The following is a 26,385-nucleotide window of genomic DNA, read 5'->3' as shown; positions in this document are numbered from 1 at the left end:
CCAATCTCCTAACGCACCCGCGTAGAGCTATATCACCGTTCACTGGCTCGCGGTAGAGCATACAGATCCCGCCCCCGCCCCAGAGCAAACTTGATTGAGTGGGAAAGATCCTTGCTGCACTGGCTGACAAAAATCACCATCGCCAGGAATGCCAGAATGCCAGCCTGTTTAAATAACTCGCGGTAGCCGATCTGGTCTGCAAAGTAGCCCAGGATAGGACCTGCGATCGCCATCCCTAGGTCGAACCCCGCCATACATAACCCAAACACCCGTCCCCGTTCCTGCGGTTCTGAACGGTCAGCCACCAGCGTAATCATCATGGGAATCAGGATTCCAGCACCTGCCCCTTCAATCAGCCCCGCCAGCAGGAAAGCCGTGGCACTTTGGGCACTCCAGATCAGCAGCATTGCAGCCGTGTAGAACCCCAAACTAATGGTGATGAATAACCCCCGCCCGTGGCGATCGGATGCCCTTCCTGTTGGCAACCGCACAGCAAAGCTCGAAACCGCAGCCGCAGTATAAAACAGCCCAGCATTAAAATTCACCCTGGTTTCCTGGATAAAAAGTGGCACAAAGGTGCTTAGCGTACCAAAAGCCAGCCCAATCAGCAGCATGACCAGGGTAGGAATTCGTAACCGGGGGCTTGTGATTAACTGCCAGAACCTTTCATTCGTCGCTGGCTTTGAGAATTTTCTCCCCGATTCTATTCCCTCTGCCCCATGGCTAACCGAGGGTGCAACAACCCGACAGGCACATACCAGTCCTGCTACCCCCAATCCAGCCGCTAGCAGAAAAAGAGGAGTGTACCCTGCCCACTCCTGCAAAAAACCTCCCAAAGCAGGGCCAATCGCCACTCCAATCGGATTCACCAGACTCATGTATCCAATTAATTCACCCCGGTTCTGCTCCGGTGATAGATCGACTACCAGGGCACTGTAGGCCGTTGTGAATGCGGCGATACTGAGTCCATGAAAAGCGCGAACTGCCATGAGTAGAGGTATGGATTGGGTCAGCAGGTAACCAACAGGTGCGATCGCCACGGCCATTAATCCAATCAGCAATACAATCTTGCGACCCTGCCGATCTGCTAACCGCCCAACCCACGGACGGAACAATACCAGCCCAACAGCAAACGAGCCCATCACAATTCCAACCTGGTGGTTGGTACCGCCAACGTGTTTGATATAAAGCGAGAGAGTGGGCAGTAAGGCTGCCAGACTCGACCAAAAGAATAAGCCTGACGCAAACAAAACCAGCAAATTTCGGCGGCAGGCTGGTTCTAAGTAACTAAAAACGTTCAATGGCAGAGTCCCATATCCAAACGGCAAAGAGGCATCATGGTTTCACCCAAAAGCTCCCCTTCTATGATGAAGACTTCTTCACAATCTGGCCATAGGATATGCTGTGTAAACCAATCGCGAAAAAGGACTTTCCCACCAGGGTAAGCCTTTCACCCTCTCCTTTTTCGCACACAAATAGCTTGGGACCACTAGCCCCCTCTTGTTCACAAATAGTTTGTAAACGCTATAGCTAATCATGTCAAAACAAAATGCATGAGCGAATCAACAATGCTGACGTATTCGTGGTTTTTAACTGTACCCACTTCCAGCCATTCATTCACCACATCCAATACTGCTCTAACAGCGAGATCCCTTTGAATTAATCCCACAACCGCATCCCAAGCATATTCTGCAGTCGGGAAGTAGCCAATTCCAACCTCTCCTGATTCATGGGACCAAATACCAACCCAACCAGGTTCTTCTTCAATCAATTCGATCTGCTGTCCAAGGTAGTAGTTCATCATAACGTTTACCGACAGAGCGGCAGTTGAGGTGGTTGACCTTACGCTACTGCTTGCAGACCCCACCTGAGTGTATTCAGCATATACAAAATGGGCTTTCTATCTCCTCTATCTTTCTATCTCCTCTATTAAAGTGAGTAAAGTGAGGAATCACTAACTTCCCTGTTCTCTATCTACAAGTGAATGTGTGTAACATTCTTCAGGCTGAGTCACTGAGTGTATCTCACTTTTGCAGGGTTGCCCCTCATCTCCTGCCCCCTTCTTCCCACGGGAGAAGGAGAACCAGAATTTCAAAGTCCCTCTCACCGCGGGAAAGGGAGCTAGTGGGCGATGGTATAAGTCCAATAACCATTGAGTTGGGGAGTAGGGAGTAGGAGGGAGCCAGAATAGTATCCGTATTCCCGCCGTGCTGCACCAGAGTGAGGGCTGCAAAATCGGGATACACTCAAGTCCCTCTCGTTAGATGGGTATGGAGTGTGCTTTGTATAGCAGTAGTCATTATGGTTAGGACGGGGTGCAGGGGTGGAACCCCTGGCTGGGGGCGAAGCCCCCACTCCCTCTCTAATTCCAATGTCCTAATGCACCCGCGTAGAGCTATACAAGTAAAAATCACTAATTGTAAAAGCTACTAACTAAAGCTACTAACTAACGGATAACTGCACCTAACGATTATCTGAATAATCATTAAGTGCGGTTACGTGAAGATAATTTTGCAGAACAACCAGTAAGGTATTAATGCCGGAGGTTTAGCTATCAGAATCGTCTTCTTCACCAGAAGACTGCTCTTCCTGGCTGTCCTTTGCCTCAAGCTCACGCTCAAGATTTTGAAATGCCTTTGCCAACCAAAGTTTTGATAGTTCTAATGTGCTGATTTTATCCGGTACCTCAACGGGTGTATTAAACATATCTAAGCATTCCTAACTACTCCTGACTCTAGGATAACGGGCATAGTTGGGCTATTCATGAAGATATATACCTATTGGAATAAGAAGTGAGGGAGATGGGTGGCGACAAAAGGGCCTTTATTTCTATGGGTTAATTTCCTGAACAGTCCAATTTTGCTTGCTCCGCTGATAGCTCCACCGATTTTGGGGATCGCCTCGCAGTTCCAGATGGTCAACCTGCTCAGGTTCCAGGAGTAGGAGGCAAAAGTGAGGGAGGGGAGAAATTGGGTCGGGAGGGGTAGCATTAAATACTTCATCCCGTGCTCTGACCTTCCCTGGATGAGCCCAGGTAAATTGAGTACGAGCAGCATCTGAGAGCTCCTGCCAGACCATTTGTCGAGCTTTTTGCAGGGGTAGATTGGTGTCGTTTTCGTTGACCAGAATCAGCTTGCCTGCAAGACGAAACTGTTCTCGTGTTTTGGCAAAATACCAGCAGGCTTCTCCCCAGGAACAGTGGAGAATTTGCTCCACTTTTTCACTACGGGCATCGGTAACAAATTTTAATTGGTCAGTCCCATCCAAAAATCCCCGAAACACAACAGTGCGGTTTGCAGGCCGTCCATCTGCCCTGATGGTTGCCAGTTGCAAAAAGCGTACATCGGCAAGGGATCGGTTTCGGTGAAGGGCACGGGTTAGGGGCGATCGCCACGGTGCAAGCATCAGCAAAAACATGGATTGTAATTTTACACCTCCATCCAGAGCGGCACATAGCAGCGAGCATCCTTCAAGTTGGCATCAAGCTGCGAATAGTCGGGCTCATAGCTATTTACCAGTGCCCAAAATCGAGGTGAATGGTTGAGATGAATGGTGTGACACAACTCATGGACAAACACATACTGCACCAGTGAGCGGGGAAGAAACAGGAGCTTACAGTTAAGACTGATGGTTTTGGAAGAAGAGCAACTTCCCCAACGAGTTTTTTGCTTACGCACCAGAGCCCGCTCAAAGGGAAGTTCAAGTTCCCGACTGACCACTTGCAGCCAGGGAACTAGATGGATCCAGGCTTTGCGAATAACCCAGCGTTGCAAAGCGGCTTTACACAGTTCCTGATCGGTAATACTGCCAAACAGGGTAAGGCGGGAGTTTGCCAGCTCACTCACCCGAACACCAGGTAGTTGCGTGAACTGGTAGTCAACCTGCCAGGTCTCGGCGATCGCCCGCAGTGTGATTTTTTCAGGCAATGCATCGCTGGTTGCTTCTCCAGCCAGCGCCTGCCGATTCTCCATCCGTCGGGTCACCCGCTCAATCCATTGCTGCTTGCGTTGCACTATCGCGGGAATATGGTTTTGATCAAAACCCTGGGGAACAATAACTTCTAGCCTGCCCGAAACCGAAATTTTGAGGGAAACGTGTTTTGCCTTGCGGCTTTCTCGAACTGTATAACTAGGTAACATTACCGGGATATCAACTTGCTATCACATCCCTATTAATGCACAGTCTTCCAGTATCAGGGCTCACTTTTTAGGTTGAATTCGATCATTTGTAGCTATATCCACCAGGCTTAAAACGGGGTGTGGAACCCCTGGCTGGGGGTTAGCCCACACACCCCCTTAAAGCCAATGTCCTAAGCAACCTGGCGACAGCTTTGGAACTGAATAAAATGGATTTTTCCAAAAAGCCTTACCAGAACAGCAATAATTAAGCAATACTCCTAAGGAGTACCTGAGAGCGTCTTACATTCCTTACCTGTTCCCCTTTTTGAATAGTCTTTTAGACTAATTAAAGAAATTAATCGCAAGTCCTGCTGCCTCCATGAGTTTTCACTCAACTGCCCATTTACCCAAGATTCAGAATGTTACCCTACGCCCAGCGATCGCAGCTGATGCTGATTGGGCAGTCCCTCTACTGTTTGCAACAGGCCCAGCACTATTTTGTTATGTGTTTGCCTCCCCCTCAGAGCAGGCAATAGATGTCCTGCAACGAGCTTTTGTCCGTCCACAGCATGCCTTTAGCTATGAATACACTCAGGTTGTAGAGGTGCAAAATCAACCAGTTGGGTTGATGCTCAGTTACCCCGGTTCCTTAAAGCGCCAGGCGGATGAAAAGGTACAACAGATAATGGTAGGTATTCTACCGTTGCGCAAACTGCCAAAAATTTTAGTCAACCTGGCAGACCTGACCCGCATTAAACAAGACGTTGCCCCCCAGGAGTACTACATCTTAGGTGTCAGTATCTTGCCAGAATTCCGCAACCAGGGGTTAGGCAGCTACCTCCTCAATCAGGCGGAAATTCAGTCTCGTCTGTACGACTGCTCTTCTCTCTGTCTGGATGTTGCTTACACAAACACTGGAGCTAAAGCTCTATTTGAACGAATCGGCTATCGGATTATTTGCAGCAAAACAACTTCCCGGTTTGAACAGCTAACCCGATCAGGGGGCATCCATCGCATGATCAAAAACTTAACTTAAAGAGGCAGTTCAGGTTAGGTTCCAAACCTGTGGATAAAAATCTGTAAAGACATTCTATAGCAGTCCTAAATCAGTCGTGAGATTGAAAGACTTTTGTAAGAAAAGATTCCTACGGCATCCTTTCTTACAATCCAAATAGGATCGCTATATCTAGGGTGAAGCTCTTTAGATACTGGATTAAATTGACACTGATCAATTGTCTAAGCGATCAGTATGGGTGATGCTAAACAAACACCCAATATTGACTATAGCCAGGAATACGAGGAAGCCTCTACCAATTCACAGGTAACACTGAACGCCTGATTATAGCGTGATTATAATTTCTTAATCTTTATAAATAAACCTACATTTCTAGTCTAGAAATCAGAAGAGTCAGCCAGGTAAAGGGTAAGCTTCGCCAAGATCTGAACTGATGAGGATAATCCAAAGTGAACAATCCACAACGACTGTAAATTTATCCAACAAAGCCTCATCTTCCTTAAGTAATTTCCCTATACTTAATGGAACAAACCCGATCCCACATTGGGGATCGCTAGAAAGCATTCTGTTTAAAATTGATTATCTAATTCCCCAGGAGGCAGAGGCATGGCATTATCTCAAAGCCAGAGCTTTAGAAAATTCTATTACTTGTTGATGCTCAGGAGCTTTCTCATTTGGACATTTATATTGGCAGTTTGCTTGCTAGTAATAGGTTTTCCTCTAGTCATTTTAATGGTTACGATTGGTTCGTTATTGGCAGTTATTTTACAGTCTGTTCTGCCCGTAAGTGCGGTTTTGGTAGTTGCAGGTAGCATCCTTGGCCTGAATCTTTTAGCAGTGATTGTAGGAGCAGCGGCTCTGACACTGAAAGGAGTTCATCCCCAGGAGGTCAGTTGGCTACGCTGGTTGAATGGTGAGGATGATCCGCACCATACCTCTGTATATGCGTCTTGCCCTCTAACCTGTGAAGTTAGGCGCTAAACTTATTCGTTTTCTTCTTAGCCCGACATCTGCCGGGCTTTTTAATGATTACTGTATTGACATACAAGGTTGTACCTGTGGTGCTGCTAGCGATAGCGTAATGCACCGATTAATGAGAATAATATGGTAGACCTCAAGAAGTAATGATGAGCGGCGTTAGCCGCCATCATTTCCAACTGAAAAATCATTATGATTTGGGCACTACCAATAATATCTCGTGTCGTTACAATCAACAGCGAGTATTACAGGTCTCAGAAGGGGCTAGGATAGATTGGATTCCTGGCCCTTTCTCATTACTTTGACTCAATGCTGCATACCCCGATTCCAATCAACATTATTCTGGGAACCCGTCCGGAGGCCATCAAACTGGCACCCGTGATTCAAAAATTTAAGTCATCCCCTGACTTTGATACCCAGGTTATTTTGACAGGACAGCATCGGGAAATGGTTGACCAGGTCATGCAACTGTTTGAGTTGTCGGCAGATCAGGATCTTGCCATCATGCAACTAAATCAGACTCTAACGGACATTACTTGCTGGAGTTTGCGAGGGCTGGAAGATTTATTTCAACAGTTACAACCTCGGATGGTGCTTGTGCAAGGGGATACAACCACTGCCTTTGCGGCAACTCTGGCTGCGTTTTACCAAAAAATTCCAGTTGGACACGTTGAGGCTGGTTTACGCACAGATGATATTTACAACCCTTACCCTGAAGAGGCCAATCGAAGATTAATTTCCCAACTTGCTCAACTGCATTTTGCACCTACCTCGCTTGCGGTTGAACATCTACACCGTTCGGGAGTTTTGGGGGAGATTTATCAAACTGGAAATACGGTCATTGATGCTCTACTGGCTGTAGCAGAGCGTAAACCTGATTGTTCTATCCCTGGGTTGGACTGGAATAACTACCGCGTGATTCTGTCAACCGTACATCGGCGGGAAAATTGGGGACAACCGCTACAGGGCATCGCTCAGGGTTTTCTGCAAATTCTGGATAAGTTTCCTGATACCGCTTTACTGCTGCCATTGCACCGAAACCCTACAGTACGCGAACCTCTCAGGGCAATCTTAGAAAAACACCCCAGGGTGTTTTTGACTGAACCTTTAGATTACACCGATCTGGTTGGTGCGATTCAACGTTGCTATTTGTTACTAACTGATTCTGGTGGACTTCAGGAAGAAGCTCCCAGTCTGGGTAAACCTGTACTGGTTTTGCGAGAAACAACGGAACGACCGGAAGCTGTGATGGCGGGTACGGCTAAACTGGTAGGTACTGATCCGAACCAAATTCTAAAGACGGCGGCTGAATTGTTGAGCAATTCAGATGCTTACCAGGAAATGGCAAATGCGGTGAACCCGTTTGGAGATGGTTACGCTAGCGATCGCATCCTGCAAATTGTAAAAGACTACTTCCAGTCTTAGATTTAGATGTCGTTATCTTCGGGTAAATCTGGCCTCGGGTAATCGTTCTGATCAAGTAACTCCTGCTTCGACTTCTTAAGCTGATGCCAGAGTTGTTTAATTTCCTTATAGGCGTCCTGGGAGGAAATTTTTCCGCCAGTCTCCAGGCCACAGATAATTGAAACTCGTTGGGCAAATTCTTGAAGATTGGCATTAAACGCTAAGTGTTCTGGCGTAAATTCACCCCGATAGCTGCCAATTGGGTAGAAGAACCGATCTTTCTCTTTGCTGGTATCTTGACTATCTGTCACGGCAATTGACCCATAGAGAACCTACAACCAGGCGAGATGCCATTTCGTTAAACTTAACATCTTACCCTTTTAATCTTATTCTTCTATCCCGAGATCAGCTAGTTTTGTGCAAAACCTTACTAAAAGGATCTGTAAGGATCTTTATTAAATCCAATGTGTTGTGCAATACATTTAACCATTCACTTGTTGGCTAAACGTCGCTCGACACTTATCAGGAGAACTCTAGCTGGGAAATTTACATTTATAGCGGTAGTCATTGCGGTTAGGACGGGGGTAGGGGTGGAACCCCTGGCTGGAGGCGAAGCCCCTACTCCCCTTCCAATTCCAATATCCTAACGCACCTGCGTAGAGCTATACAAAAACTTCGGAGGTTTTAACCTAAAACTGCACCTCATGAACCACCTTGGCGCTTAAACCTCCGAGGTTTTAGCAAAATGTGGACAAATTAAAGAGGATTAGCATGGAGCACCTGTCGCAATTGGGCGCGCTTGTCCTCATCCAAGGTGGGTTTGACCGTTTTAGGACGACTCGATCAGGCGTGCAAACAAGCTAACCCCTGCTGCTCGAAGGCACGAATCACCTTGCCAACAGTTTGGACATTACCACCGACCGTGGTGGCAATGTCTCTGGGCTGGATACGTCTAGCCCTAGCCAGCAAGATTTGGCAGCGCCGCAGGGTAAAAGCATCTTTGCAGCGTAGTCCCTGTTCGAGGGCAGCTTGTTGGGTTTCACTCAAGGGGACGCATGTATAGAGGGGGAAGCATCAGGGTTATGAGCCAGTGGAAAGTGTCTCCTCTAAAGGATCTTTGACTCCTGCTAATTGGATAATCGATGCGCTGAAGTCGCACTAGGTGAGGATGTTCGAACGCCTCTGAGCAATGACTATTCTCCTCAAACTAAGAGACTATTTGAAAAGTCCTGGAGAGGTTAAAAGGTCCTGGAGAGGAATGTTTTTTGACAATCTTTTGTAGTTCAAAATTTGTAAATAGGGCAATCTTCAGTGCTAGCAATTAGATCTGGTTAACTGGATTTAACGTGATTGCCATAAGATTATTAAACTGCAATGCTGGAATCTCTTTGATCACGCAGAAGTAGACATCCTCTAGGTTAGGTTCGACTAGCTAAAGGCAAGGGGACTCCTGTGAGGAAGTGTTTGGAGGAAGCTAGCGGCAAACCGACGATCCGACGAACAGAAACGTCATAGAAGGCGAAGCCCCCTGGATGATGAGTTGGCCTAACACAACGAAACCAATGGTTCAAGGGGCCTCGTAAATGAGGCGATCGTTGTGCAACACGCTGTAGGTTGAAATCTGCTGAGCGATTATTCTATGAGAAGTTATAGCTCTACGCGTGTGCGTAAGGACATTGGAATTAGAGAGAGAGTGAGGGCTTCGCCCCTAGCCAGGGGTTACACCCCTGCACCCCCTCCTAACCATAATGACTACCGCTATAACACTGTTACCCACCCTCAACTGAGCTAGAAAGTAGGGCGACTTAGTGATAAGAGTGCTACAAAATCGATATGTCAATTCAAACAACAATCCCTAAAATCATTCTCGACACTGATCCAGGTGGAGACGATATTTATGCGATTTTATGGCTTCAGAGCCTGGTTAAACAGGGATTTGCTGAACTGGTGGCGGTCACATCTGCCGATGGCAACGTGGCTGTGCAGAAAACATTCTCCAGTGCCAGTCAAATTCTGAGCCTGGGTGGATTGCAGCATATTGAAGTCGGTCGTGGAGTACCCCTGAAAGTCGAATTCAAAGAAAATGCTGCCTATATCCATGGAACGGATGGGATGGGTAATTTGTCTACAACCCTACCTGCAGCTATTCATAACTATGAAACAGCTCGATATTCTGATGAGATTATTATCGAAAGGTTAAATGCAGAACCAGGGAAGATTACGATTGTGGCGATCGGTCCATTGACTAACCTGGCGACTGCAGAGGAAAAAAGCCCCGGCATCCTTAGAAAAGCAAAAGAAATTGTGGTGATGGCAGGTGCCTTCTATTGCTCTGGAAATGTCACCCCCCATGCAGAGTTCAATGTCTGGTTCAATCCCAAAGCCACTCAAACAGTATTGGACAGTCGAAACGATCTTGTGGTGATGCCATTGGATGTCACCAGACATTTGATTTTTACTCAAGAAATGGCTCATTCGGTTAGTCAGGTTAAGCCAGAGAGCGATCTTGCTAGATTTCTTAATGCCCTTTGCCAATTTATGATTGGAACATCTCTCAGTTACCGGGAAACTGAGGGTGTAAATGGTTTTCTAGTCCACGATGCAGCAACACTTGGCTATTTGTTTTATCCTGAGCTATTCATGTTGCGAAGAGCCAGGGTGAGGGTTGAAACCCAGGGTAGATGGACACAGGGAAAAACCCTGATTGATGATCGTCTTTTGCCAAAAACGGGGATGAATGCCTGGGTTGCGCTACAGGTTGACACGGCTAGATTTTTTACAAATTTGATTGAGGATTTGAAAGTTTTAATGAAGTAAGTTAATGAAGTAAGGAAGTAGTCATATTCCATCAGTGCCATTCAATCACTAAACCGTTCCTGGAGAAAGTCAATCAGTAGCCGAACCTTGGTCGAGAGATGACGATTGACTGGATAAATCACGGAAATCGAGAGTTCGGGTGGATGATAATTGGGCAATACAATTTGCAGCGTCCCCTGTTGTAGTGCCTGTCCCACAATAAAAGTTGGCAGCAGCGTAATTCCTAATCCACGAACGGCAGCATCTCTAAGGACTTCGCCATTGTTAGAACACAATACTCCATTCACAGCAATGGTGTATTCTCCATCAGGTCCAATCAGTGTCCAATGATTTTCAATGGCAAGTTGACCGTAGTGTAAACAGGAATGGTGATACAGTTCATCCGGGCAAGTTGGATTTCCATTCATCTCTAGATAACTGGGAGCCGCACACAGCACTCGCTGAGCGGACATTAACGGATGCACAATCAAACTGGCACTTTCCTGGGGTTTAGCAATTCGCACAGTGACATCAAAGCCTTCTTCAATGGGGTCAATGAAGCGATCGCTCAAGGTAAGTTGCACCTGAAGATCGGGATATTGCACCAGAAAATCAGCCAGGGCAGGAGCTAAGTGCATCGTGCCAAACGACATGGGTGCATTGACCCGCAATCTGCCTCTTGGTTCTACCTGAAGTCGGGTAACTGATTGCTCCGCTTCCTCCAGACTGGCCAGAATTTCCACACAACGCTCATGAAACGCCAACCCCGTTTCCGTTGGAGTGACCACTCGTGTACTGCGATGCAACAATTGCACCCCCAGCTCATTTTCGAGGGCTATCACCAGCTTATTAACCTGCGATCGCGACATTCCCATCTCCCGCGCCGCCGCCGCAAAGCCTCCCGCATTGACCACCTGAGTAAAGGCACGAATACTTTCAAACTTATCCATCTCTAAAGATTGTATCCTATTTGACGACAATATGTTTGCAATGTATTATATTGTCTTTTTTCTGGATTCATTCCATAATAAATAGTGTCCCGGAAAAGAGTAGATAGGTGGATGGGCGAAAGTCAATTGTTACTCCATCACCCATCACCCCATTACTTCCTCACTCCCCATTCTTTCCTCTTTTTTCTTTCCTCTTATTCCCCACCGGAGGTCCCACATGATTACTCTTCGACCTGCTCAAGAACGAGGTTCTGCTTACTTTGGTTGGCTTAATAGTCGTCATACCTTTTCCTTTGGTGAGTATTACGACCCGAATCACATGGGGTTTGCCGATCTGCGAGTCATTAATGAAGACAAGGTGGCTCCTGGGCAAGGTTTTGTAACTCATGGACACCGCGATATGGAAATCGTCTCCTACGTCCTAGAAGGTGCGTTAGAGCATAAAGACAGCCTCGGTACCGGATCAGTGATCCGCCCCGGAGAGGTACAACGAATATCTGCCGGAACAGGCATCATGCACAGTGAATACAATGCCTCTAAAACTGAACCTGTCCATTTTCTGCAAATCTGGATTCTGCCAGAACAGAAAGGAATTCAACCAGGTTATGAACAGAAAACCTTCGCTGATGCTGAAAAGCGCGGTAAATTACGCCTGGTTGGTTCTCGCGATGGTCGGGATGGGTCTATCACGATCCATCAGGATGTCAACCTTTACGCGGCCTTGCTAAATGAGGAGGATGAAGTCAGTCATCCTCTTGCCAGCAAGCGGGTTGCCTGGTTGCAAGTGGCGCGAGGTGCAGTGCAACTCAATGGTCAAACGCTCACAGCAGGTGATGGGGCTGCCATTTCCAATGAGTCCGATATCACCCTCCGTGGGGCGGCTAAGGATGCCGAAGTGTTGCTGTTTGATATGGCGGCGTAGGTATAGCTCTACGCGGGTGCGTTAGGACATTGGAATTTAGAGAGGGAGTAGGGGCTTCGCCCCAGCCAGGGGTGGAACCCCTGCACCCTGTCCTAACCACAATGACTGCCGCTTAAATGCCGTATAGCGCTTACCTGTGTTAGGTCGCCTGAGCCAGGTGGTTACCGCTTAGAAAGTAATAATGCTCAGCGTCCAGCAATCATCAGTCAACTGACCTCTCCCCCAACCCCTCTCCGACACAGAGAGGGACTTGAATCAGAGCTCCCCTTCCCTTGGAGGGAAGGGATTGGGGGTTAGGTCTGAGAGGCTTCAAAACGCAGAGAGGGGAACCAGATCTAATGTCAATCTCCTTTTACCTCCTGCATCCTTGGTTTAGCAGCATTTGAGGAAGTGACTATAATTTAGCTCAGACTGTTACCCCCTTAGAATCACTCGATGAGTACCTCCATTACCGTAGAAATAGAAGTAGGGGTGAGTGCTATGCCCGCTAAAGATCTCTACCACAATGCGGTAAAAACAGCCTTGATTAATCTGGGCACTTAGACAATTACCCCACGGAGATTGCTGATGTACGTATTGATTGGTGGTGCAGGATTGGTTGGTTTGGGTCTGGCGCAACGATTGATTGACCTGGGTCACACAGCTGCGATTGTTGATGTAGATCCGGTTGCTTGTCGCTATGCCCGTGAACGGCTGGGGGTGATGGCATTTGAGGGCAGCGCAGTTAGTACAGAGGTATTGCTGGAGGCTGGCATTCGCAAGGCTGATGCGCTGGCAGCCGTGCTTCGGGATGACGCCCTCAACCTGGCGATGGTAACATTAGGCAAACATTATGGGGTACCCCACATTCTGGTTCGGATGCGCCATCGGGACTTTGCCGAACCTTACCGGATTGCGGGGGCGACACGAGTGATAAATGCGATCGACCTAGCGGTGTCAACGATGGCGAATGCAATTGAGTATCCCCAGGTCGAGTCGATGATGCATTTTGAGCAGGGGCAAATTGAGGTGCTGAAGCTTGCCATTCCTGAAAATTGCAATGTTTCTGGGCGTAGTGTTGCAGAAATTGCTCAGGACCCAGACTTTCCCTCTGGATCTTTGATCATTGGTTATCAGCCCCATCCCTATATGGATTTAGCTATTCCCAATGGCAACACAGTTCTGGAACCGGGTTCAACGGTGTTGATTGTAACAAAGCCTGGCTCCATGCACGAGATGATTGATTTTATTGAAGGATGCAGGAGGTAGGGGGCGGGTCCACCTGCCAGATTTGTATAGAACAAATCGATCTGAAAACCCACCCATACAGGAGCTTATACTGGTTTAAACAATTTTGACGGCAGATGCCTTAATGGAAGAAGCCAGAGCCAGAATAAATCTAACTTCTGGCTCCCGGCTCCTGCCTCCCGCCTCCTGTCTCCTGTCTCCTGTCTCCTCAAATCCTTGATCTGTCGCATTGAACAATCAAATTGCTATTAAACTCTTCGCACGATAAAGAAGCAGTGACTATATTTGGTGCTGTTTGCCAATGTCCAGTTACCGGAAAATGGTTTCACGGAGCGATCGCCCCCTGACTTGACCACCACCGCATACTCACCGGGTGTTAAGGTGTATTGCCCGATTGGCCCCTTTGCTGGGCAGGAGGTTGGTCCTCTGCCAATATAGTCTTGACAGTTTTTGCAGGGGGGCAGCTCTTCAAAACGGGGGAGTGGGACCGCTGAATACAATTCGCATTGGTTCCCGTGAATCATTTTGAATGCGCACGATGGTAGATCCGTCACCTGTGTTACCGCTGCGCCCTGGTGGTGGAATGTATAAAGCACCCTTTGCTCTGGCATCAGCAACATAGGTCTGCGCCAATTCTGTTTTTACCGTTGCAGCCAGGGTGTGTTTGGGGTAGCGATCTAAAAATTGCTCGTATAGGGCGATCGCGTTAGCAAAGTTTTGATTAGCAACGTAGGTTTGTCCACAGGCATGGAAGAACAGAGCAGCCTTTGGTTCGGGAATCAGTTGAGCGGTAGCCATCCGTTCTATTTGATTACATACCTGAGGTTGGGCCAGATCAGGCAACGGTGCTTGGTGAAATAAATCGGTTGTACGTTCACGAGTGAAACGGATCAGCGCACTCGCAGGATAACGGGTCGCAAATTGAGTGTAAGCAATCAGTGCCGCTGCTTCATTTTGTTGACGGGTTGCGGTTTGAAATACCTTACACTCCACCTTTTTTGCTCGGGCACTCGCCGTCCGGTCATCTTTTTGGTTTCCAGCAGTAATGTGTTTGAAATGGTTGATCGCCGTTGAGCAATTTCCCTGTTGATAAGCCCGCATTCCCTGGCTGTAGTGGTACTGGGTCAACAAATACCGTCCAACACTTCCGCCAACCACCAGCGCAATAATGGCGATCGTCAACTTCAGACCCCATTTGGGATTCGGTTGAGTGGGAGGGTTTGCAACAGAATTCTGGGGCATAATAAACTCCTATTGAAAGTGGCTGAGGTCATCCAGTTTCAATAGAAACTACCTCCAGACTGTAGGATGTTATGCAGTTACCTGACATTCAATCCATCCAAAAACCCGTGCAGAATGGCGAACCTGGCTGGAACAGAACCATACCCGAACTCAAGGTATCTGGCTGATTAGCTACAAGAAAGCAACGGGTAAATCCCGCTTTGATTATGATGAAGCTGTAGAAGAAGCGTTGTGCTTTGGTTGGATTGACAGTAAGCCCAATAAACTGGATGAGGAGCGATCGCGGCTCTGATTTGCTCCTCGGAAAAGTGGTACTGGATGGTCAAAGTTGAACAAAGAACGGGTTGAGCATCTTCTTCAACAGGGATTGATGATGCCTGCTGGGCTGGCGAAAGTAGAAGCCGCCAAAGCAGACGGTTCTTGGAACGCATTGGATGCGATTGAAGCACTGGAAATTCCACCCGATTTAGAACAGGCGCTCACTGCCTGTGACGAAGCAAAACAAAACTTTGAAGCATTTCCCCGATCAGCTAAACGCGGCATCCTGGAATGGATTGCTTCAGCCAAAAAAACTGAAACCCGCGCCAGACGAGTCGAAGAAACCGCTCAATTAGCAGCCAAAAACATACGCGCAAATCAATAGTGGCGCTAAGTTGTAGCACTCATTTCAGCGGATCGACTTCAGGTTTTTCATAGAGTTGATGGAGTTTTGCCAGAACCTGGAATGGATTTTTACCCCGTAGGGGAGCCACAATCACTGCTTCATAGGGATTTCTACCAGTTTGCTGGACAGCCCTGATGGCTGCCTGCCGAGATAAACCTCGCCCAAATATCAACCATGCAGCAAGAACGTGTCCCGTGCGTCCGATGCCACCCGAACAGTGAACGACTGTTTTTTGTTGGCGTTGATCCGATGCTGTCAAAAACGGCAGGATTTTGTTCTGAAGGGTCGCCGGATCACAGATTTCAAAGTCTGCGATCGCTGCCCAACAAACGTTTTCACCACCAAACTCCCGCTGGTAGAAGTCTAGCAAGTTTGGGTAGCGAGCGAGTTGGTCCTCCGCCAGTAAGCAACAGATTCGTTGCATCTCCTGGGTTTTCATAAACTGAATCCAGGTTCTAATTTGCACGTTAGAGTATCCAGGTCTGCAAGCCCCAAACACAATCGATTCATGCTCCGAGGCCGCCGCGAATTTATACATCGTTAAGTTCATGATTCGCTGTCTTCAAACAAGCGATCGCCCCGATGCAGACGATACGCCATCTGATAGGTTTGCTCCTGCGATCGCATCGTGGGTGCATGGGCTGCCAGATAGCGAGCAGTTGCTACCAATACATGCACTCCCTCCGGCTCATCAGCCAACTGACTGTAGAGCCGAAAAGCGGCTTCCATAGACTGAATCACATGAAAATCCCGGTTCTCGCGTAGCATCAGTTTTGCCAGCATCGCCATCAATCGTTCAGGCTGACCACCACTGTAAAGATATTGTGCCACCAGTCGCCCCGTTTCGTTGACCTGCTGCTGGCGATCCAGGAGCTCTGGCAGGCGATCGAGCAAGGATTCAGGATCGACAACCGTGTCCTTTGATTCTGGTAAACGGGCAGGCGGCACATTCAAAAATCGACTCAGATACACACTCATGGCGGCATCGAATACGCCCCGCAGGAGTTCGATCGCAGGCACTCGTCGTAAACCCTGCTGAACTGCATTGGCAAAGGTAAAAGGATGGTGGGCACTGTTCCAATCACCGTGATCGTTGTTGGTATGAAATCGCGCAACTCTCAAAGCCGCCGCATAGGTGACGAGTTTAGCTAACTGTTCCTCAGTACAGCCTGATCGCAAAGCATCCAGCAACCCATCGGCAATGGCCTGGGCATCCTCACCTAGCAGAACGGACAACAAGCCTGGGGGCTGAGTCCACGGCCCTTGTCGCGATCGTCCAGCTTCTAAAGCCGCAGGTAATTGCTCAAACGCGGCTTCCAGAATGGCTACTAAATCCACAGGATAGCGCCATGAACTGGATTCCTCCATTCGTGTGGCATTGGCCAGGCCAGCCACCAAACTTGCCAGGACGGTTTCCGATTCCTGCCACTCCACGGCATCCAGGGCTTCCAGTGCTTTATTGATAAAATCCAGCACATGTCCGATATCGAGATAGCGATGATCGGTTGCCGCTGCAAACAACATCTCGGCAATTTGGGTACGGCTCATATCAGACTGTACGGCTGTTACCAGACACCGTTCAGCGGCTTCCCGATCGCGCTGTTCAATAAACTGGCGAAATCAGGCTTTTAAGGTGGGAAAGTCAAGGTTGGTGGTAGGTAGGGGATGGACTCGGAAATGGGGTGAAGCTCCAGCACTATCCCGTGCAACAGCAGAAAGCCCCTGATAGAGGGCATGGGGGCGATCGCTCTCCTCCAGATACGGTAGCAGATTCATCAGACAGGTCGGCATCGTCAATCCGGTATCCCATCCGGCTTTGTTGTAACGGGTACCAAAGGCTAAACCCGTTTGAAACAGTTCCATTGAGGCAAGGCCCAGATCCAGCAGCGCAATCACTGCTTTGGCAATCACCAATGAAATCCCTTGTTCCAAACCATCCTGCAATCGCTGTTGCTGATGCGCTTTGGGATTCACCCGCGGGGCGAGGTCAATCCAAATTTCGCCGTTTCGAATCTGCACCGGAAACGATCGCACATCATCGGCCCAGGAATCGAACGTACCGCCACTGGCTAAATCGAAGCGAGCATAGTGCCAGGGGCAGGTAACGATGCCGTCTTGACAGACACTGCCATGCAGGGGAAACCCCATGTGGGGGCAACGATTGTCAATCGCATAAACTCGCTCACGGCTGTAAAATAGAGTGATCGTCTGATGATTGAGATGGACGAGTAACTGCCCTTTTTCTTGAAGTTCTGCCAGGCTGGCGGCCCGAAGGAGGGATTGCGATCGCTCTGAAGTAGATGTCATCTTCTTATAAAGAAAAACTTTAGAAATATCCTGGCAGGTCTGTTTGCTTTGTAAAGCTTTTCCTTTAGTTTCTTAATAGAACCGCCTCAATCACACTATCGACAAACTTTTTCTTGCTATGCAACAACTAAAAACCAACAACTCATACCAATTTATAGCTATCGCCAGGTTCTTAGGACATTGGTTTTGAGGGGGTTTGGGGACTTGGCCCCCAGCCAGGGTTCCACCCCTGCACCCCGTCCTAAGCCGGGTAACTATAGCTATAAATTAGGATACATTACAGATAGGGCATCAAGAATGAAAGCGTATCCTGTGACGGAAGCAACGATTTCAGGTGTTCACGCAGCTAGCAATTGGTCAACTTTGTCTTGGCGTGGGTCAAGGGTTTTGAACGCTGCCTACTTGAGGTCAACCTTGTAGTCTTCCCACCTCTGGCAAGCAACTTATTGGGCTCGTTACGGTACGAAGCAGGGAGCAGGGAAAGATAAAATGCAATCTCGCTTAGCTTTGAAAAAGGGATGGTAAACTTAAAACTAGTTAGGCAGTGATGAGAAGCGACTCGACTTGAGTTATTGAGTAGTTATTAATTTCCCTTTTTGCAAAAGTAATCAACTTTCAAAAATCCTGTGATTCTGGGAACAACATTTAGTCAGCTTCAATGTCATTATATTGGGCTGGACTACCGAAAAGTTTTTGAGAAAATCTGTTCACTGGGTTTCAAATATATTCGGTTATGTAGCTACTGGAATGAAATTGAGCCAGTGGCAAATCAGTTTGATTTTTCAGTGCTGGATTGGTTGCTGAATGAAAGCCACAAACATGGAATTGATGTTGTAGTGACAGTGGGAATGAAGACTCCACGCTGGCCTGAGTTTCATTTTCCTGATTGGCTGAGTAGTCGCAATGATACCTCTGGTAGTTCTCAGCCGATTGATCGACACCCGGAAATTGGCGATCGCACACTCCACTTTGTTGAAGCAGTCCTCAACCACACCCGTGATGCTCCTGCAATCAAATACTGGCAGGTAGAAAACGAACCCTTTACCCGTCTGGAAATTACAGGCGGACGCTTTCTCAGCTATCAATTTGTCCAGCAAGAAGTGGAACGGGTGCGGGCGATCGCTCTCCCGCACCAAAAAATTCTACTGACCAATGCAATCACGCTCCCTGCGGCTCAATTTCCCGAAGACGATCGCGCCTTCCGTGAAAGTCTGGCTCTGGCAGATGCGGTTGGCATCAACGTTTATGCAAAAGTCCCGATTGACAATTCCCCGTTCTACATCGAACCTTTGCCACCCTTCTGGAACAGGCTAAAGGTATGGCAACAATCTTTAGTTGCAGCAGGCAAGGAAACCTGGATCGCCGAAGCTCAGGCAGAACCCTGGGAGCCAGACGAACTGGTAGCGATGAAGAAAGTGGAGTATCCCAGTTCAACCCCAACTAGAGTAAAAAATTTAATTGCCAGGTTGAATGATATCGGCTACGGCACTATTCTGCTGTGGGGATGTGAGTACTGGTACTGGCACTGGAAGAATGGACGGGATGAATGGTGGCGGATGGTGGAAGGGTTGGTGAGGGATGAGGACGAACGGGTGATGGAGTGATGGAGTAAAGAAACCTTACCCTATCACCCCATCACTTCTCACTTCTCACTTCTCTCTAATAACTAACAACTAACAGCTAACCACTAAAACGACCTCCCAACCGCCGCCAGAACATAGCAACCCGTTCTTGCCATTCCTGCCAGTAGTGAGAAATGGTTTCTGGGTCAAGCCAGAAGACTTCGGCGGGCATGTCAGGAATAGCGATCGCCAGCATCGCATGTTCCAAATTTACATGGTGGTCACGGTAGCAGTGGTTAACGGCTCCCCAGTAGGCAACTAATTGCAACGGATAATCGTTGAGGTGGTCAATGGATTGTTTGGGGCGATCGCTGGTCTTCCATTCGCAAAGGCAGGGAGTCCCCTGATAACTGGCAACACAGTCTACTTTTCCGGCATAGCCAAGGTCATAGTGAAATACGGTGCCTTCCACTAAGCGCACATCTTCCACCGCTTGCAGAACGGGTTTAATACTTTCCCAGTAAGGGCGGACGTTGTCTGGACAAACCACCCCTTCTCCCTGTAGATAGCGCTCAACTTGCTTGTGGGTACCAGTTCCCCGGCGACTGGCAGCGGTTGTAATTCGGGTGGCTTCTTCCATCCCGACCCGTTGCTGCCAGCGTGCCAAGGCTTCCCGCTGCTCTGGAGAGCGAGTGGCATTAAGAATGGTGCTAACACTGGGTAGACGATAGCCGCGATCGTCTACATAATACTGTCGCCCGTTTTGCCGAACTGATTTGGCACGGTAGACAGGGAGTCGAGGCAGAGCAGATGACATAAATAGTTGACCAAGTAACGAGTTGACCAGGTAACGGAACCTTCCCTCACGAGTCAGAAGCGGAAGGGAGTGGATGAGTGGGAGGGTAGATGAGGGGATGAGCATAAGAGTGGATGAGTGGGAGCGTGGACGAGCCACCCATCCACCCATTCATCTGTAGAGTGTTTGCCGAATAATGCTTGCAAGCCCCTCGGTGTCTTTCAGGTCAGCCGCTTGCAGCAGTCCTGAAGCGACAATTTCCTGAGCACGGTGGTCCAGATCTTCACCTTGAAGCGCCATTGCCAGGGTGTCGGCGGCCCGTCCACTGCCCGCGATCGCCACAATGGTTCGATTGGCTCGGACACTCTCAAGAGCATCCTTCCAGGTAATTTCGCCTCCGTTGACCAGCACGGTCATGGAGGGTGCCCCCTGACATAGTACACTAGCAATTTTAGACAGCCAGATACATTCATCGCCCCAGCATGAACCTGGAACCAGCATGAAATGAGTGTGATTGGGTTCCAGGGGAGCAGCGTCGGGGAAGGGGGGGAGTTCACCGGGTAAAGTGGCTAACCCTGCGGGCAAAACCCCAATCAAGGGGAAGGTTGACTTTATTTGCCTGTGGGCATTACCCATCATTCGCATCACTCCCGTGTCTGTGCCTCCATCCAGCACAACCGCACCCAGGGACTCAGCCAGGGGAGCCAGTACATGAACGAATAGGGTATGGAGTCGGGCAATATGATAGTGCCGTAGACCATTGGCACCCCCCACTAAAACAATGACTGGGCAGGGGCCTTTCAAACCTAACTCGCAAAGAAGTAAATCAAGGTGTTCAGTGGTTTCGTGAAGGCGGGCGATCGCAGTGGTGCCTTCGGGAAAGCAAATTGTGCGAGAGGCTTGCATGAGCATGGAAAAAAACGATGAATGAGAACCCCTACTGGCAGACCTGTTGCCTTACACCCTTGTCTGCTCAGGATACCCATTTTGCAGAAGAATTCAGCAGCCCTGCATAGTATAGCTCTACGCGGGTGCGTTAGGACATTGGAATTAGAGAGGGAGTGGGGCTTCGCCCCCAGCCAGGGGTTCCACCCCTGCACCCTGTCCTAACCATAATGACTACCGCTATATTTCTTCATTCAACTGTGCAATCGGGAAGACAAAGAGAAAACCCACTGTAGAATGTCTAGTGCAGAGAATGTCTAGTGCAGGCCGGGTTTTAGGAGCAATTGGCATGGTAGAAGCGGCGATCGGCATCATTGGCGGCAGCGGGCTTTACAAGATGGAAGCGTTGAAGGAAGTGGAAGAAGTACAGATTGACACACCGTTCGGTCAGCCTTCTGATGCGTTGATTGTGGGAACTTTAGACGGAACACGGGTTGCCTTTCTGGCACGTCATGGACGCAATCACCACCTGCTGCCAACCGAACTACCCTTTCGTGCCAACATCTACGCGATGAAGAGCTTGGGAGTCAAGTATTTAATTTCTGCCTCCGCCGTTGGCTCCCTTAAAGCAGAAGCCAAGCCCCTGGACATGGTGATTCCCGACCAATTCATCGATCGCACCAAAAACCGAATCTCTACTTTCTTTGGGGACGGTATCGTCGCCCACATCGCTTTTGGTGATCCAGTCTGTCCCAAACTGGCGAATATTCTGGCAGAAGCGGTGGCCAGTCTGAACCTGACGGATGTGACCCTCCATCGAGGAGGCACCTACGTTTGTATGGAAGGTCCAGCCTTTTCCACCAAGGCCGAATCCAATCTCTACCGCAGTTGGGGGGCAACAGTGATTGGCATGACCAACCTGCCCGAAGCCAAGCTGGCACGGGAAGCCGAAATTGCCTACGCGACCCTGGCACTGGTGACTGATTACGACTGCTGGCACCCCGACCATGACAGTGTCACCGTGGATATGGTGATTGCCAACCTGCAACGCAATGCTGTGAATGCTCAAAAAGTGATTCAAGAAACCGTTCATCGCCTGGCCGAAAATCCTCCTGAATCCGACGCCCACTTTGCCCTGAAGTACGCTATTTTAACCCCCCTTGACAAAATTCCCCCGACCACAAAGGAGAAGCTAGGGTTGCTGTTGCAGAAGTATCTTTAGAGAGCAACCATCACTAATATTTTCTATGAACGCCTGTAGCCCATTGCCCGCAGCCTCGATGAATACTGCCAGTTGTATAGCTCTACGCGGATGCGTTAGGACATTTGAATTAGAGAGGGAGTGGGGCTTCGCCCCCAGCCAGGGGTTCCACCCCTGCACCCCGTCCTAACCATAATGACTACTGCTATATAAGCTCAGAGAACGACTCAAACAGGGAGATGAATACCAGAGCAAGCCGCAAATTGCCGCCAGGATGATCCGGCAATTGCAGACGATGGGATTTCAATTTGAATTGGTGGTGGCAGACAGTTTACCTACAACTCACCTTTTCATCCCTCTAGAGTGGCCAAAGAGGGGTATACGCAGTGCATAGGAGTGATTTATTCAGTAACTCCTTCTAGTTCCTGGTCGGTTAGCTCGTACAGTTGTTGGAGGGTTTTCAAAGTTTCGTCATCAGGATTCCAGAAACCACGGCCATGGGCTTCCAGCATTCTGCCAACTACATTGCGGAAGGCTTCGGGGTTGGCTTGACGCAGTTTTTTTGCCATTTCTGGATCGAGGGCGTAGGTGGCGGCGGCCTGATCGTAGACCCAGGACTCTTGAAATCCGGTTGTGCCACTCCAGCCAATTAGGGCCGTCATCCGCTGGGAAATTTCGTAAGCCCCACCGGAACCTTGAGATGCCATGGCTTCTGCCCATTTGGGATTGAGTAATTTGGTGCGGTATTCCATCCGCAACAGTTCTTCGAGTTTGCGGGGGGTGGTGTCTTTTGAGAAGCTTTCGACAAAGTTGGCGGTAATTTTTTTGCCCTGACGTTGTTCGGCAGCTCGCTTCAGGCCACCTGTGTTGGCGTAGTATTCCTGGATATCGGTCAGTCCGTATTCGATGGAATCAATTTCCTGGACGATGCGATCGCAACTTCCCAGCAAGGTGTTTAACACCTCTGGCCGCGCCTGTCCCTTATCCTGTCTGCCATAACTGAAAACGTTTCGCTCCTGCCAGGTCTGTCCCAATTCATCACCCGATTCCCAGTTGGAAGCCACTACCTGATCATTCACCAGGGAACCAAAGTCACCGGCTGGATTTGAGAATAAACGGGCAGAACTGTTTTCAACCCCGTGAGTTTTCAATGCCAGAGCATGTTTGCGAATAAAGTTTTGCTCCTCTGGTTCATCGATTTCAGCCGCGCGGCGAAATAGATCATCCAACAGTTCGATAATGTTCACAAAGCTATCCCGAAAGATGCCAGAGAGGCTAGCCAGCACATCAATGCGGGGATGATCCAGATCTGCCAGAGGCTTCAGTTCATAACGCACGATGCGTCCAGTCCCTTCTTTGATGGGTTCGGCACCAACCAGTTCCAGCAAAATGCCGATGGACTCCCCTTTGGTTTTAATGGCGTCCAATCCCCACAGCATTACGGCTACGGTTTCGGGATAGGCCCCTCCGTGGTCTGCCTGGTGTTGGGCCAGGATCTTTCTGGCAATTTCTCGCCCTCGTTCGTAGGCCGCTGGAGAAGGCATGCGGTAGGGGTCGAGGGCATGGATGTTGCGTCCGGTTGGTAAGACACCAGGGCCATCGCGCAGCAAATCCCCACCGGGGGCAGGAGGAACGTATTCCCCGTTGAGCCCGCGCAGCAGGTTGGTCAGTTCATCGGTGTTCTGAAGCAGCAAATCTCGAATGGTAAGGGCTTGCTGAAGTGTTTCCAGTGGGATTTGGTAGGACGTATCAGGTCCATAGGTTTGCTGCAAGTGCTCAAGTGTCTCTGCTTGCGGTTGGTGGTTAGTTTGGGCGATCGCCGTCACCACTTCCTGGGGTAAATCCTCTCCAAAATAGGCTTGCAGGTAACGTTCCAGTTCTTCTGGGGACGGTGGATTACCCAGCGTATGCAATCCAGAGGAAAAGAGGCGATTTTCCAGAACTTGCAGATATTCGTATAGCTTCACCAGATAGCGGTTGAATGCCTCTGTACTAAACAGGCGGGCATTTTCGGGAATGAGGGCAATTCCCAATTTACGGGCATCTTCAAAGGGACAGTCTGCCTCTAATCCAGTGTCTACCAGTTTTTTGCAGATTGCTTCCTTAAGAGCACTATTCTTCTCCGGGTCTTCCCGATACTCGGAGATCAGGTCTCTAAGGGCAACCATTTCCTTGTAAAGCCCAGCCCGACCGTAGGGTGGCACATTATGGGAAATCAATACACCGTAGCCCCTCCGTTTTGCCAGAATGGACTCTGACGGGTTGTTGGCCGCATAGATGTAGAGATTGGGCAGATCTCCCAGCAGAATATCGGACCAGGAATAGCCGGTATTACCCAGGGGAGAGCCAGGGAGCCATTCCACCGTCCCATGCATCCCAAAGTGGATGACAGCATGGGCACAAAATTCCTTCTGGAGCCATTGATAAAATGCGGCGTACTGAGGGTGAGGGGTGAGGTCGCGTTCAAACATGAGCCGCATGGGATCACCGGAGATTCCCAGGGGCGGTTGCACTCCAATCCAGACATTGCCCAATTTAACTCCCCCCAGCAGAAACTCATCCCCCAGAGTTTTAATGCCCGTATCCGTCAGGGATTTCCAGTTTTTCTCAATCCAGGAGGTGCGCAGGTAGCCGAGCCAGGTTTCCAGGGTGCGAGCCGGGACTGTGGTAGTTTTGAGTTCTGAATTGTCTCCAAACACCTGATCCCTAACTCCTAGCCCCCAGTCCCTGGCTCCTAACTCCTGACTTCTGACTCCTGACTTCCGGCTCCTCTCCCCAGCTTTCCAATTTTCCATCAATTCATCCGCTTCTTTCACCCACTGAATCAGGGTCTCGCCATCTTCGGGCAGGTCGCCGACGGTATAGCCCTGGGCTTTGAGGGCGTGGAGGAGGTTGAGGAGCGATCGCGGTACATTCAGCAATGCTGCCGTTCCCACTGCCCCGTAGCCGGGAGGAAAGCCGTAGAGAATAATCGCGATGCGACGTTCGGCGGGGGGGGTGCGGTGTAACTCGATCCAGTGTTTCAGGCGATTGGTCAGGCGCTTGACGCGATCGGGCACCAGATAAATGTCCTCTCCCACCAATCCACCCAGGGGAATGGGGTCGATCGCCCCATCCAGTTCTGGCAGGGCATACAGTACAACGCTCTGCAAGCCACCAACCCCCTGCCGTGTCCAGGAATAGATATCCTGAATTAACAGGGGAGCCGCTACGATATAGGGCACATTCTTGGCGCTCAAAATACGTCGGGCCACTTCCACCTGTCGTCCCGCTTCCATGGAACCGGCTGGCCCTCCTACCAGCGGAAAGCCGATGGTGGAAACAATGGCATCCACTGGAACCGCTTCACTTGACAGGGAAGGAGTTTCGATGATTCCCTGTTGCCGCCGCTCTTGTTCATAGCGCGTTGTCATCCAATCTCGCACGGCAACGTGTCCCTCAACCCCGTTGATAAAAACAGGCAATGGAATCAAACCTGCTGCTTCAAATGCCCGAATGAGTTTGGGAATATAGGGCTGTTTGGTGATGACGTGCTTGCGGTAAAGGAGAAGACCGACAATCGGTGAGGGGTGAGGGGTGAGGGGTGAAGGGTGAAATGCAGGGTTTGATTCAGAATTCGGATTTCGCGATGCAAAACTTTTCTGGTACCAGTCCAGGTACTTTTTGGGGGACTCAAAGTAGCCAGGGTAGTCCGGGTGCAGAAGCCCCATATTGGGGGTTTCAATGGGGGGCGGAATCTCACCAACTTTTAGCCCCAGGTATTTCTCTGCCAGAGTCCAGAAGAGGGCCGCTACATTGTCGCTCCCACCTGCGTTCCAATAACCGTAAATAATCAGCCAGTTACGCAAATCCTGAACTTTTTGAACCGGGACGAACTTGAGCAGTTTGGGCCCAGTTTTGAGGAAGCTGAGATAGCCAGCCAGCCTGTCTTCTTCCCGTCCACTACCAAACTTACTGAGAATAAATTGAACGGGCTTGGGCATGCCTTTGGGTTTGTCACCTATGGAAAATTTGCCTAACTGGGTCAGGCTCATTAGCTCCAAGGCAGACTCGAACACCAGCCGGATGGGAATCGTTTTCACGCGCTCTCGCAGCCACAAAACCTGGTCATAGTCAAATATCAGACTGCCGAAGAAAGCGTCTGCGTTCTGGAGAGCAGTTTCGACCGCCAAGGGGTTGGTGGTGATGTCGCGATCGCTAAATACCCGAATATCCAACTCAGGACAGCGCGCCTGTGCCAGTTGGGCAGCCTGTCGGTATAGACCCGCATTGAAAGACTCAAACCCGGCAATCAGTACAATACGCTTCATGGGAAACC

26 protein-coding genes and 1 pseudogene are annotated in these 26,385 nt (G+C 49.4%); 11 read left to right on the top strand and 16 right to left on the bottom strand.

All coding sequences use genetic code 11. The annotated features are described in order from the left end of the window. Positions 1–32 precede the first annotated feature (32 nt). The 5 genes from P4D80_RS13190 to P4D80_RS13170 all read right to left on the bottom strand — a co-directional run bounded on the left by P4D80_RS13190 (position 33) and on the right by P4D80_RS13170 (position 4,139). Positions 33–1,301 (bottom strand): MFS transporter, encoded by a 1,269-nt coding sequence (locus tag P4D80_RS13190; RefSeq protein ID WP_421654454.1) that lies wholly within the window; start codon positions 1,299–1,301, stop codon positions 33–35. A 233-nt stretch (positions 1,302–1,534) separates the two neighbouring features. Further along, a complete protein-coding gene (locus tag P4D80_RS13185; RefSeq protein WP_421654453.1) occupies positions 1,535–1,804 on the bottom strand; it encodes a hypothetical protein in 270 nt (89 codons plus the stop codon). 743 nt (positions 1,805–2,547) lie between these two features. Then, positions 2,548–2,706, bottom strand: coding sequence for a hypothetical protein (locus tag P4D80_RS13180; protein ID WP_421654452.1), 159 nt, complete (start codon positions 2,704–2,706; stop codon positions 2,548–2,550). Positions 2,707–2,829: 123 nt separating this feature from the next. Continuing rightward, the gene (locus tag P4D80_RS13175) at positions 2,830–3,405 is read right to left on the bottom strand and encodes an Npun_F5749 family FMN-dependent PPOX-type flavoprotein (RefSeq protein WP_421654451.1); all 576 of its coding nucleotides are present in this window, start codon (positions 3,403–3,405) and stop codon (positions 2,830–2,832) included. Between the two features lie 23 nt (positions 3,406–3,428). Next, complete coding sequence (locus P4D80_RS13170; RefSeq protein ID WP_421654449.1) at positions 3,429–4,139, bottom strand: M48 family metallopeptidase; 711 nt, start codon at positions 4,137–4,139, stop codon at positions 3,429–3,431. Positions 4,140–4,497: 358 nt separating this feature from the next. Here P4D80_RS13170 and P4D80_RS13165 point away from each other — a divergent pair, with 358 nt between their 5' ends. From P4D80_RS13165 to wecB, 3 genes are all read left to right on the top strand, one after another. Beyond that, a complete protein-coding gene (locus tag P4D80_RS13165; RefSeq protein WP_421654447.1) occupies positions 4,498–5,154 on the top strand; it encodes a GNAT family N-acetyltransferase in 657 nt (218 codons plus the stop codon). Positions 5,155–5,865: 711 nt separating this feature from the next. Then, entirely contained in the window at positions 5,866–6,114 is a 249-nt protein-coding gene (locus P4D80_RS13160; RefSeq protein WP_421654446.1) for a hypothetical protein, read from the top strand. Positions 6,115–6,420: 306 nt separating this feature from the next. After that, positions 6,421–7,536, top strand: coding sequence for a non-hydrolyzing UDP-N-acetylglucosamine 2-epimerase (gene wecB / locus P4D80_RS13155; RefSeq protein WP_421654445.1), 1,116 nt, complete (start codon positions 6,421–6,423; stop codon positions 7,534–7,536). Positions 7,537–7,538: 2 nt separating this feature from the next. Here wecB and P4D80_RS13150 read toward each other — a convergent pair whose 3' ends face one another. Both P4D80_RS13150 and P4D80_RS13145 read right to left on the bottom strand, forming a co-directional pair. Further along, on the bottom strand, positions 7,539–7,826 hold the full coding sequence (locus P4D80_RS13150) for a DUF7219 family protein (RefSeq protein WP_421654444.1): 288 nt from the start codon (positions 7,824–7,826) through the stop codon (positions 7,539–7,541). A 532-nt stretch (positions 7,827–8,358) separates the two neighbouring features. Further along, the gene (locus tag P4D80_RS13145; RefSeq protein ID WP_421654443.1) at positions 8,359–8,562 is read right to left on the bottom strand and encodes a helix-turn-helix domain-containing protein; all 204 of its coding nucleotides are present in this window, start codon (positions 8,560–8,562) and stop codon (positions 8,359–8,361) included. Between the two features lie 786 nt (positions 8,563–9,348). Between P4D80_RS13145 and P4D80_RS13140 the strand changes: the two genes are divergently transcribed. Further along, on the top strand, positions 9,349–10,332 hold the full coding sequence (locus P4D80_RS13140; protein ID WP_421654442.1) for a nucleoside hydrolase: 984 nt from the start codon (positions 9,349–9,351) through the stop codon (positions 10,330–10,332). A 41-nt stretch (positions 10,333–10,373) separates the two neighbouring features. Here the strand turns inward: P4D80_RS13140 and P4D80_RS13135 are convergent, their stop codons facing one another. Beyond that, positions 10,374–11,261 (bottom strand): LysR family transcriptional regulator, encoded by an 888-nt coding sequence (locus P4D80_RS13135; RefSeq protein WP_421654441.1) that lies wholly within the window; start codon positions 11,259–11,261, stop codon positions 10,374–10,376. A 217-nt stretch (positions 11,262–11,478) separates the two neighbouring features. Here P4D80_RS13135 and P4D80_RS13130 point away from each other — a divergent pair, with 217 nt between their 5' ends. Next, positions 11,479–12,183: a pirin family protein gene (locus tag P4D80_RS13130; protein ID WP_421654440.1), complete on the top strand. Its 705-nt coding sequence runs from the start codon at positions 11,479–11,481 to the stop codon at positions 12,181–12,183. 567 nt (positions 12,184–12,750) lie between these two features. Next, positions 12,751–13,431, top strand: coding sequence for a potassium channel family protein (locus tag P4D80_RS13125; RefSeq protein ID WP_421654439.1), 681 nt, complete (start codon positions 12,751–12,753; stop codon positions 13,429–13,431). A gap of 75 nt (positions 13,432–13,506) precedes the next feature. Here P4D80_RS13125 and P4D80_RS13120 read toward each other — a convergent pair whose 3' ends face one another. Next, on the bottom strand, positions 13,507–13,647 hold the full coding sequence (locus P4D80_RS13120) for a hypothetical protein (RefSeq protein WP_421654438.1): 141 nt from the start codon (positions 13,645–13,647) through the stop codon (positions 13,507–13,509). Between the two features lie 48 nt (positions 13,648–13,695). Here P4D80_RS13120 and P4D80_RS13115 point away from each other — a divergent pair, with 48 nt between their 5' ends. Then, positions 13,696–13,848, top strand: a complete 153-nt coding sequence (locus P4D80_RS13115; protein ID WP_421654437.1) for a hypothetical protein — start codon at positions 13,696–13,698, stop codon at positions 13,846–13,848. A gap of 30 nt (positions 13,849–13,878) precedes the next feature. Here P4D80_RS13115 and P4D80_RS13110 read toward each other — a convergent pair whose 3' ends face one another. Further along, positions 13,879–14,652, bottom strand: a complete 774-nt coding sequence (locus P4D80_RS13110) for a tetratricopeptide repeat protein (protein WP_421654436.1) — start codon at positions 14,650–14,652, stop codon at positions 13,879–13,881. Positions 14,653–14,980: 328 nt separating this feature from the next. On the opposite strand from P4D80_RS13110, the gene P4D80_RS13105 reads away from it, so the two are divergent. After that, a complete protein-coding gene (locus tag P4D80_RS13105; RefSeq protein ID WP_421654435.1) occupies positions 14,981–15,295 on the top strand; it encodes a YdeI/OmpD-associated family protein in 315 nt (104 codons plus the stop codon). A gap of 19 nt (positions 15,296–15,314) precedes the next feature. On the opposite strand, the gene P4D80_RS13100 is transcribed toward P4D80_RS13105, so the two are convergent. The 3 genes from P4D80_RS13100 to P4D80_RS13090 all read right to left on the bottom strand — a co-directional run bounded on the left by P4D80_RS13100 (position 15,315) and on the right by P4D80_RS13090 (position 17,623). Then, on the bottom strand, positions 15,315–15,866 hold the full coding sequence (locus P4D80_RS13100; RefSeq protein ID WP_421654434.1) for a protein-tyrosine phosphatase family protein: 552 nt from the start codon (positions 15,864–15,866) through the stop codon (positions 15,315–15,317). Further along, positions 15,863–16,864 (bottom strand): hypothetical protein, encoded by a 1,002-nt coding sequence (locus P4D80_RS13095; RefSeq protein WP_421654433.1) that lies wholly within the window; start codon positions 16,862–16,864, stop codon positions 15,863–15,865. Before P4D80_RS13095 ends, P4D80_RS13100 begins: the two co-directional genes overlap by 4 nt. Before the next feature lie 72 nt (positions 16,865–16,936). After that, a complete protein-coding gene (locus tag P4D80_RS13090) occupies positions 16,937–17,623 on the bottom strand; it encodes a Rieske (2Fe-2S) protein (protein WP_421654432.1) in 687 nt (228 codons plus the stop codon). A 626-nt stretch (positions 17,624–18,249) separates the two neighbouring features. Here P4D80_RS13090 and P4D80_RS13085 point away from each other — a divergent pair. Next, entirely contained in the window at positions 18,250–19,227 is a 978-nt protein-coding gene (locus tag P4D80_RS13085) for a beta-galactosidase (protein WP_421654431.1), read from the top strand. 76 nt (positions 19,228–19,303) lie between these two features. Here the strand turns inward: P4D80_RS13085 and P4D80_RS13080 are convergent, their stop codons facing one another. Next, a complete protein-coding gene (locus P4D80_RS13080; RefSeq protein WP_421654430.1) occupies positions 19,304–20,002 on the bottom strand; it encodes an exonuclease in 699 nt (232 codons plus the stop codon). A 150-nt stretch (positions 20,003–20,152) separates the two neighbouring features. Continuing rightward, complete coding sequence (locus tag P4D80_RS13075; protein ID WP_421654429.1) at positions 20,153–20,893, bottom strand: hypothetical protein; 741 nt, start codon at positions 20,891–20,893, stop codon at positions 20,153–20,155. A 286-nt stretch (positions 20,894–21,179) separates the two neighbouring features. Between P4D80_RS13075 and P4D80_RS13070 the strand changes: the two genes are divergently transcribed. After that, positions 21,180–22,088: an S-methyl-5'-thioadenosine phosphorylase gene (locus P4D80_RS13070; RefSeq protein ID WP_421654428.1), complete on the top strand. Its 909-nt coding sequence runs from the start codon at positions 21,180–21,182 to the stop codon at positions 22,086–22,088. 184 nt (positions 22,089–22,272) lie between these two features. Further along, positions 22,273–22,401: pseudogene (locus P4D80_RS13065) on the top strand (IS701 family transposase); the annotation flags it as partial. 67 nt (positions 22,402–22,468) lie between these two features. Here the strand turns inward: P4D80_RS13065 and bchH are convergent. Then, positions 22,469–26,377: a magnesium chelatase subunit H gene (bchH, locus tag P4D80_RS13060; RefSeq protein ID WP_421654427.1), complete on the bottom strand. Its 3,909-nt coding sequence runs from the start codon at positions 26,375–26,377 to the stop codon at positions 22,469–22,471. Between the last annotated feature and the right edge of the window lie 8 nt (positions 26,378–26,385).

Source organism: Leptothermofonsia sp. ETS-13 (genome assembly GCF_049200465.1).
Taxonomy (GTDB): domain Bacteria; phylum Cyanobacteriota; class Cyanobacteriia; order Leptolyngbyales; family Leptolyngbyaceae; genus Leptothermofonsia.
This window is presented reverse-complemented; position numbering and strand designations above follow the sequence as displayed.

Coding starts and splice junctions, on each gene's coding strand:
- P4D80_RS13185 (WP_421654453.1), bottom strand. CDS start 1,804: ATGATGAACTACTACCTTGGACAGCAGATCGAATTGATTGAAGAAGAA.
- P4D80_RS13180 (WP_421654452.1), bottom strand. CDS start 2,706: ATGTTTAATACACCCGTTGAGGTACCGGATAAAATCAGCACATTAGAA.
- P4D80_RS13175 (WP_421654451.1), bottom strand. CDS start 3,405: ATGCTTGCACCGTGGCGATCGCCCCTAACCCGTGCCCTTCACCGAAAC.
- P4D80_RS13170 (WP_421654449.1), bottom strand. CDS start 4,139: ATGTTACCTAGTTATACAGTTCGAGAAAGCCGCAAGGCAAAACACGTT.
- P4D80_RS13165 (WP_421654447.1), top strand. CDS start 4,498: ATGAGTTTTCACTCAACTGCCCATTTACCCAAGATTCAGAATGTTACC.
- P4D80_RS13160 (WP_421654446.1), top strand. CDS start 5,866: ATGGTTACGATTGGTTCGTTATTGGCAGTTATTTTACAGTCTGTTCTG.
- wecB (WP_421654445.1), top strand. CDS start 6,421: ATGCTGCATACCCCGATTCCAATCAACATTATTCTGGGAACCCGTCCG.
- P4D80_RS13140 (WP_421654442.1), top strand. CDS start 9,349: ATGTCAATTCAAACAACAATCCCTAAAATCATTCTCGACACTGATCCA.
- P4D80_RS13135 (WP_421654441.1), bottom strand. CDS start 11,261: ATGGATAAGTTTGAAAGTATTCGTGCCTTTACTCAGGTGGTCAATGCG.
- P4D80_RS13130 (WP_421654440.1), top strand. CDS start 11,479: ATGATTACTCTTCGACCTGCTCAAGAACGAGGTTCTGCTTACTTTGGT.
- P4D80_RS13125 (WP_421654439.1), top strand. CDS start 12,751: ATGTACGTATTGATTGGTGGTGCAGGATTGGTTGGTTTGGGTCTGGCG.
- P4D80_RS13110 (WP_421654436.1), bottom strand. CDS start 14,652: ATGCCCCAGAATTCTGTTGCAAACCCTCCCACTCAACCGAATCCCAAA.
- P4D80_RS13100 (WP_421654434.1), bottom strand. CDS start 15,866: ATGAACTTAACGATGTATAAATTCGCGGCGGCCTCGGAGCATGAATCG.
- P4D80_RS13095 (WP_421654433.1), bottom strand. CDS start 16,864: ATGAGCCGTACCCAAATTGCCGAGATGTTGTTTGCAGCGGCAACCGAT.
- P4D80_RS13090 (WP_421654432.1), bottom strand. CDS start 17,623: ATGACATCTACTTCAGAGCGATCGCAATCCCTCCTTCGGGCCGCCAGC.
- P4D80_RS13080 (WP_421654430.1), bottom strand. CDS start 20,002: ATGTCATCTGCTCTGCCTCGACTCCCTGTCTACCGTGCCAAATCAGTT.
- P4D80_RS13075 (WP_421654429.1), bottom strand. CDS start 20,893: ATGCTCATGCAAGCCTCTCGCACAATTTGCTTTCCCGAAGGCACCACT.
- P4D80_RS13070 (WP_421654428.1), top strand. CDS start 21,180: ATGTCTAGTGCAGGCCGGGTTTTAGGAGCAATTGGCATGGTAGAAGCG.
- bchH (WP_421654427.1), bottom strand. CDS start 26,377: ATGAAGCGTATTGTACTGATTGCCGGGTTTGAGTCTTTCAATGCGGGT.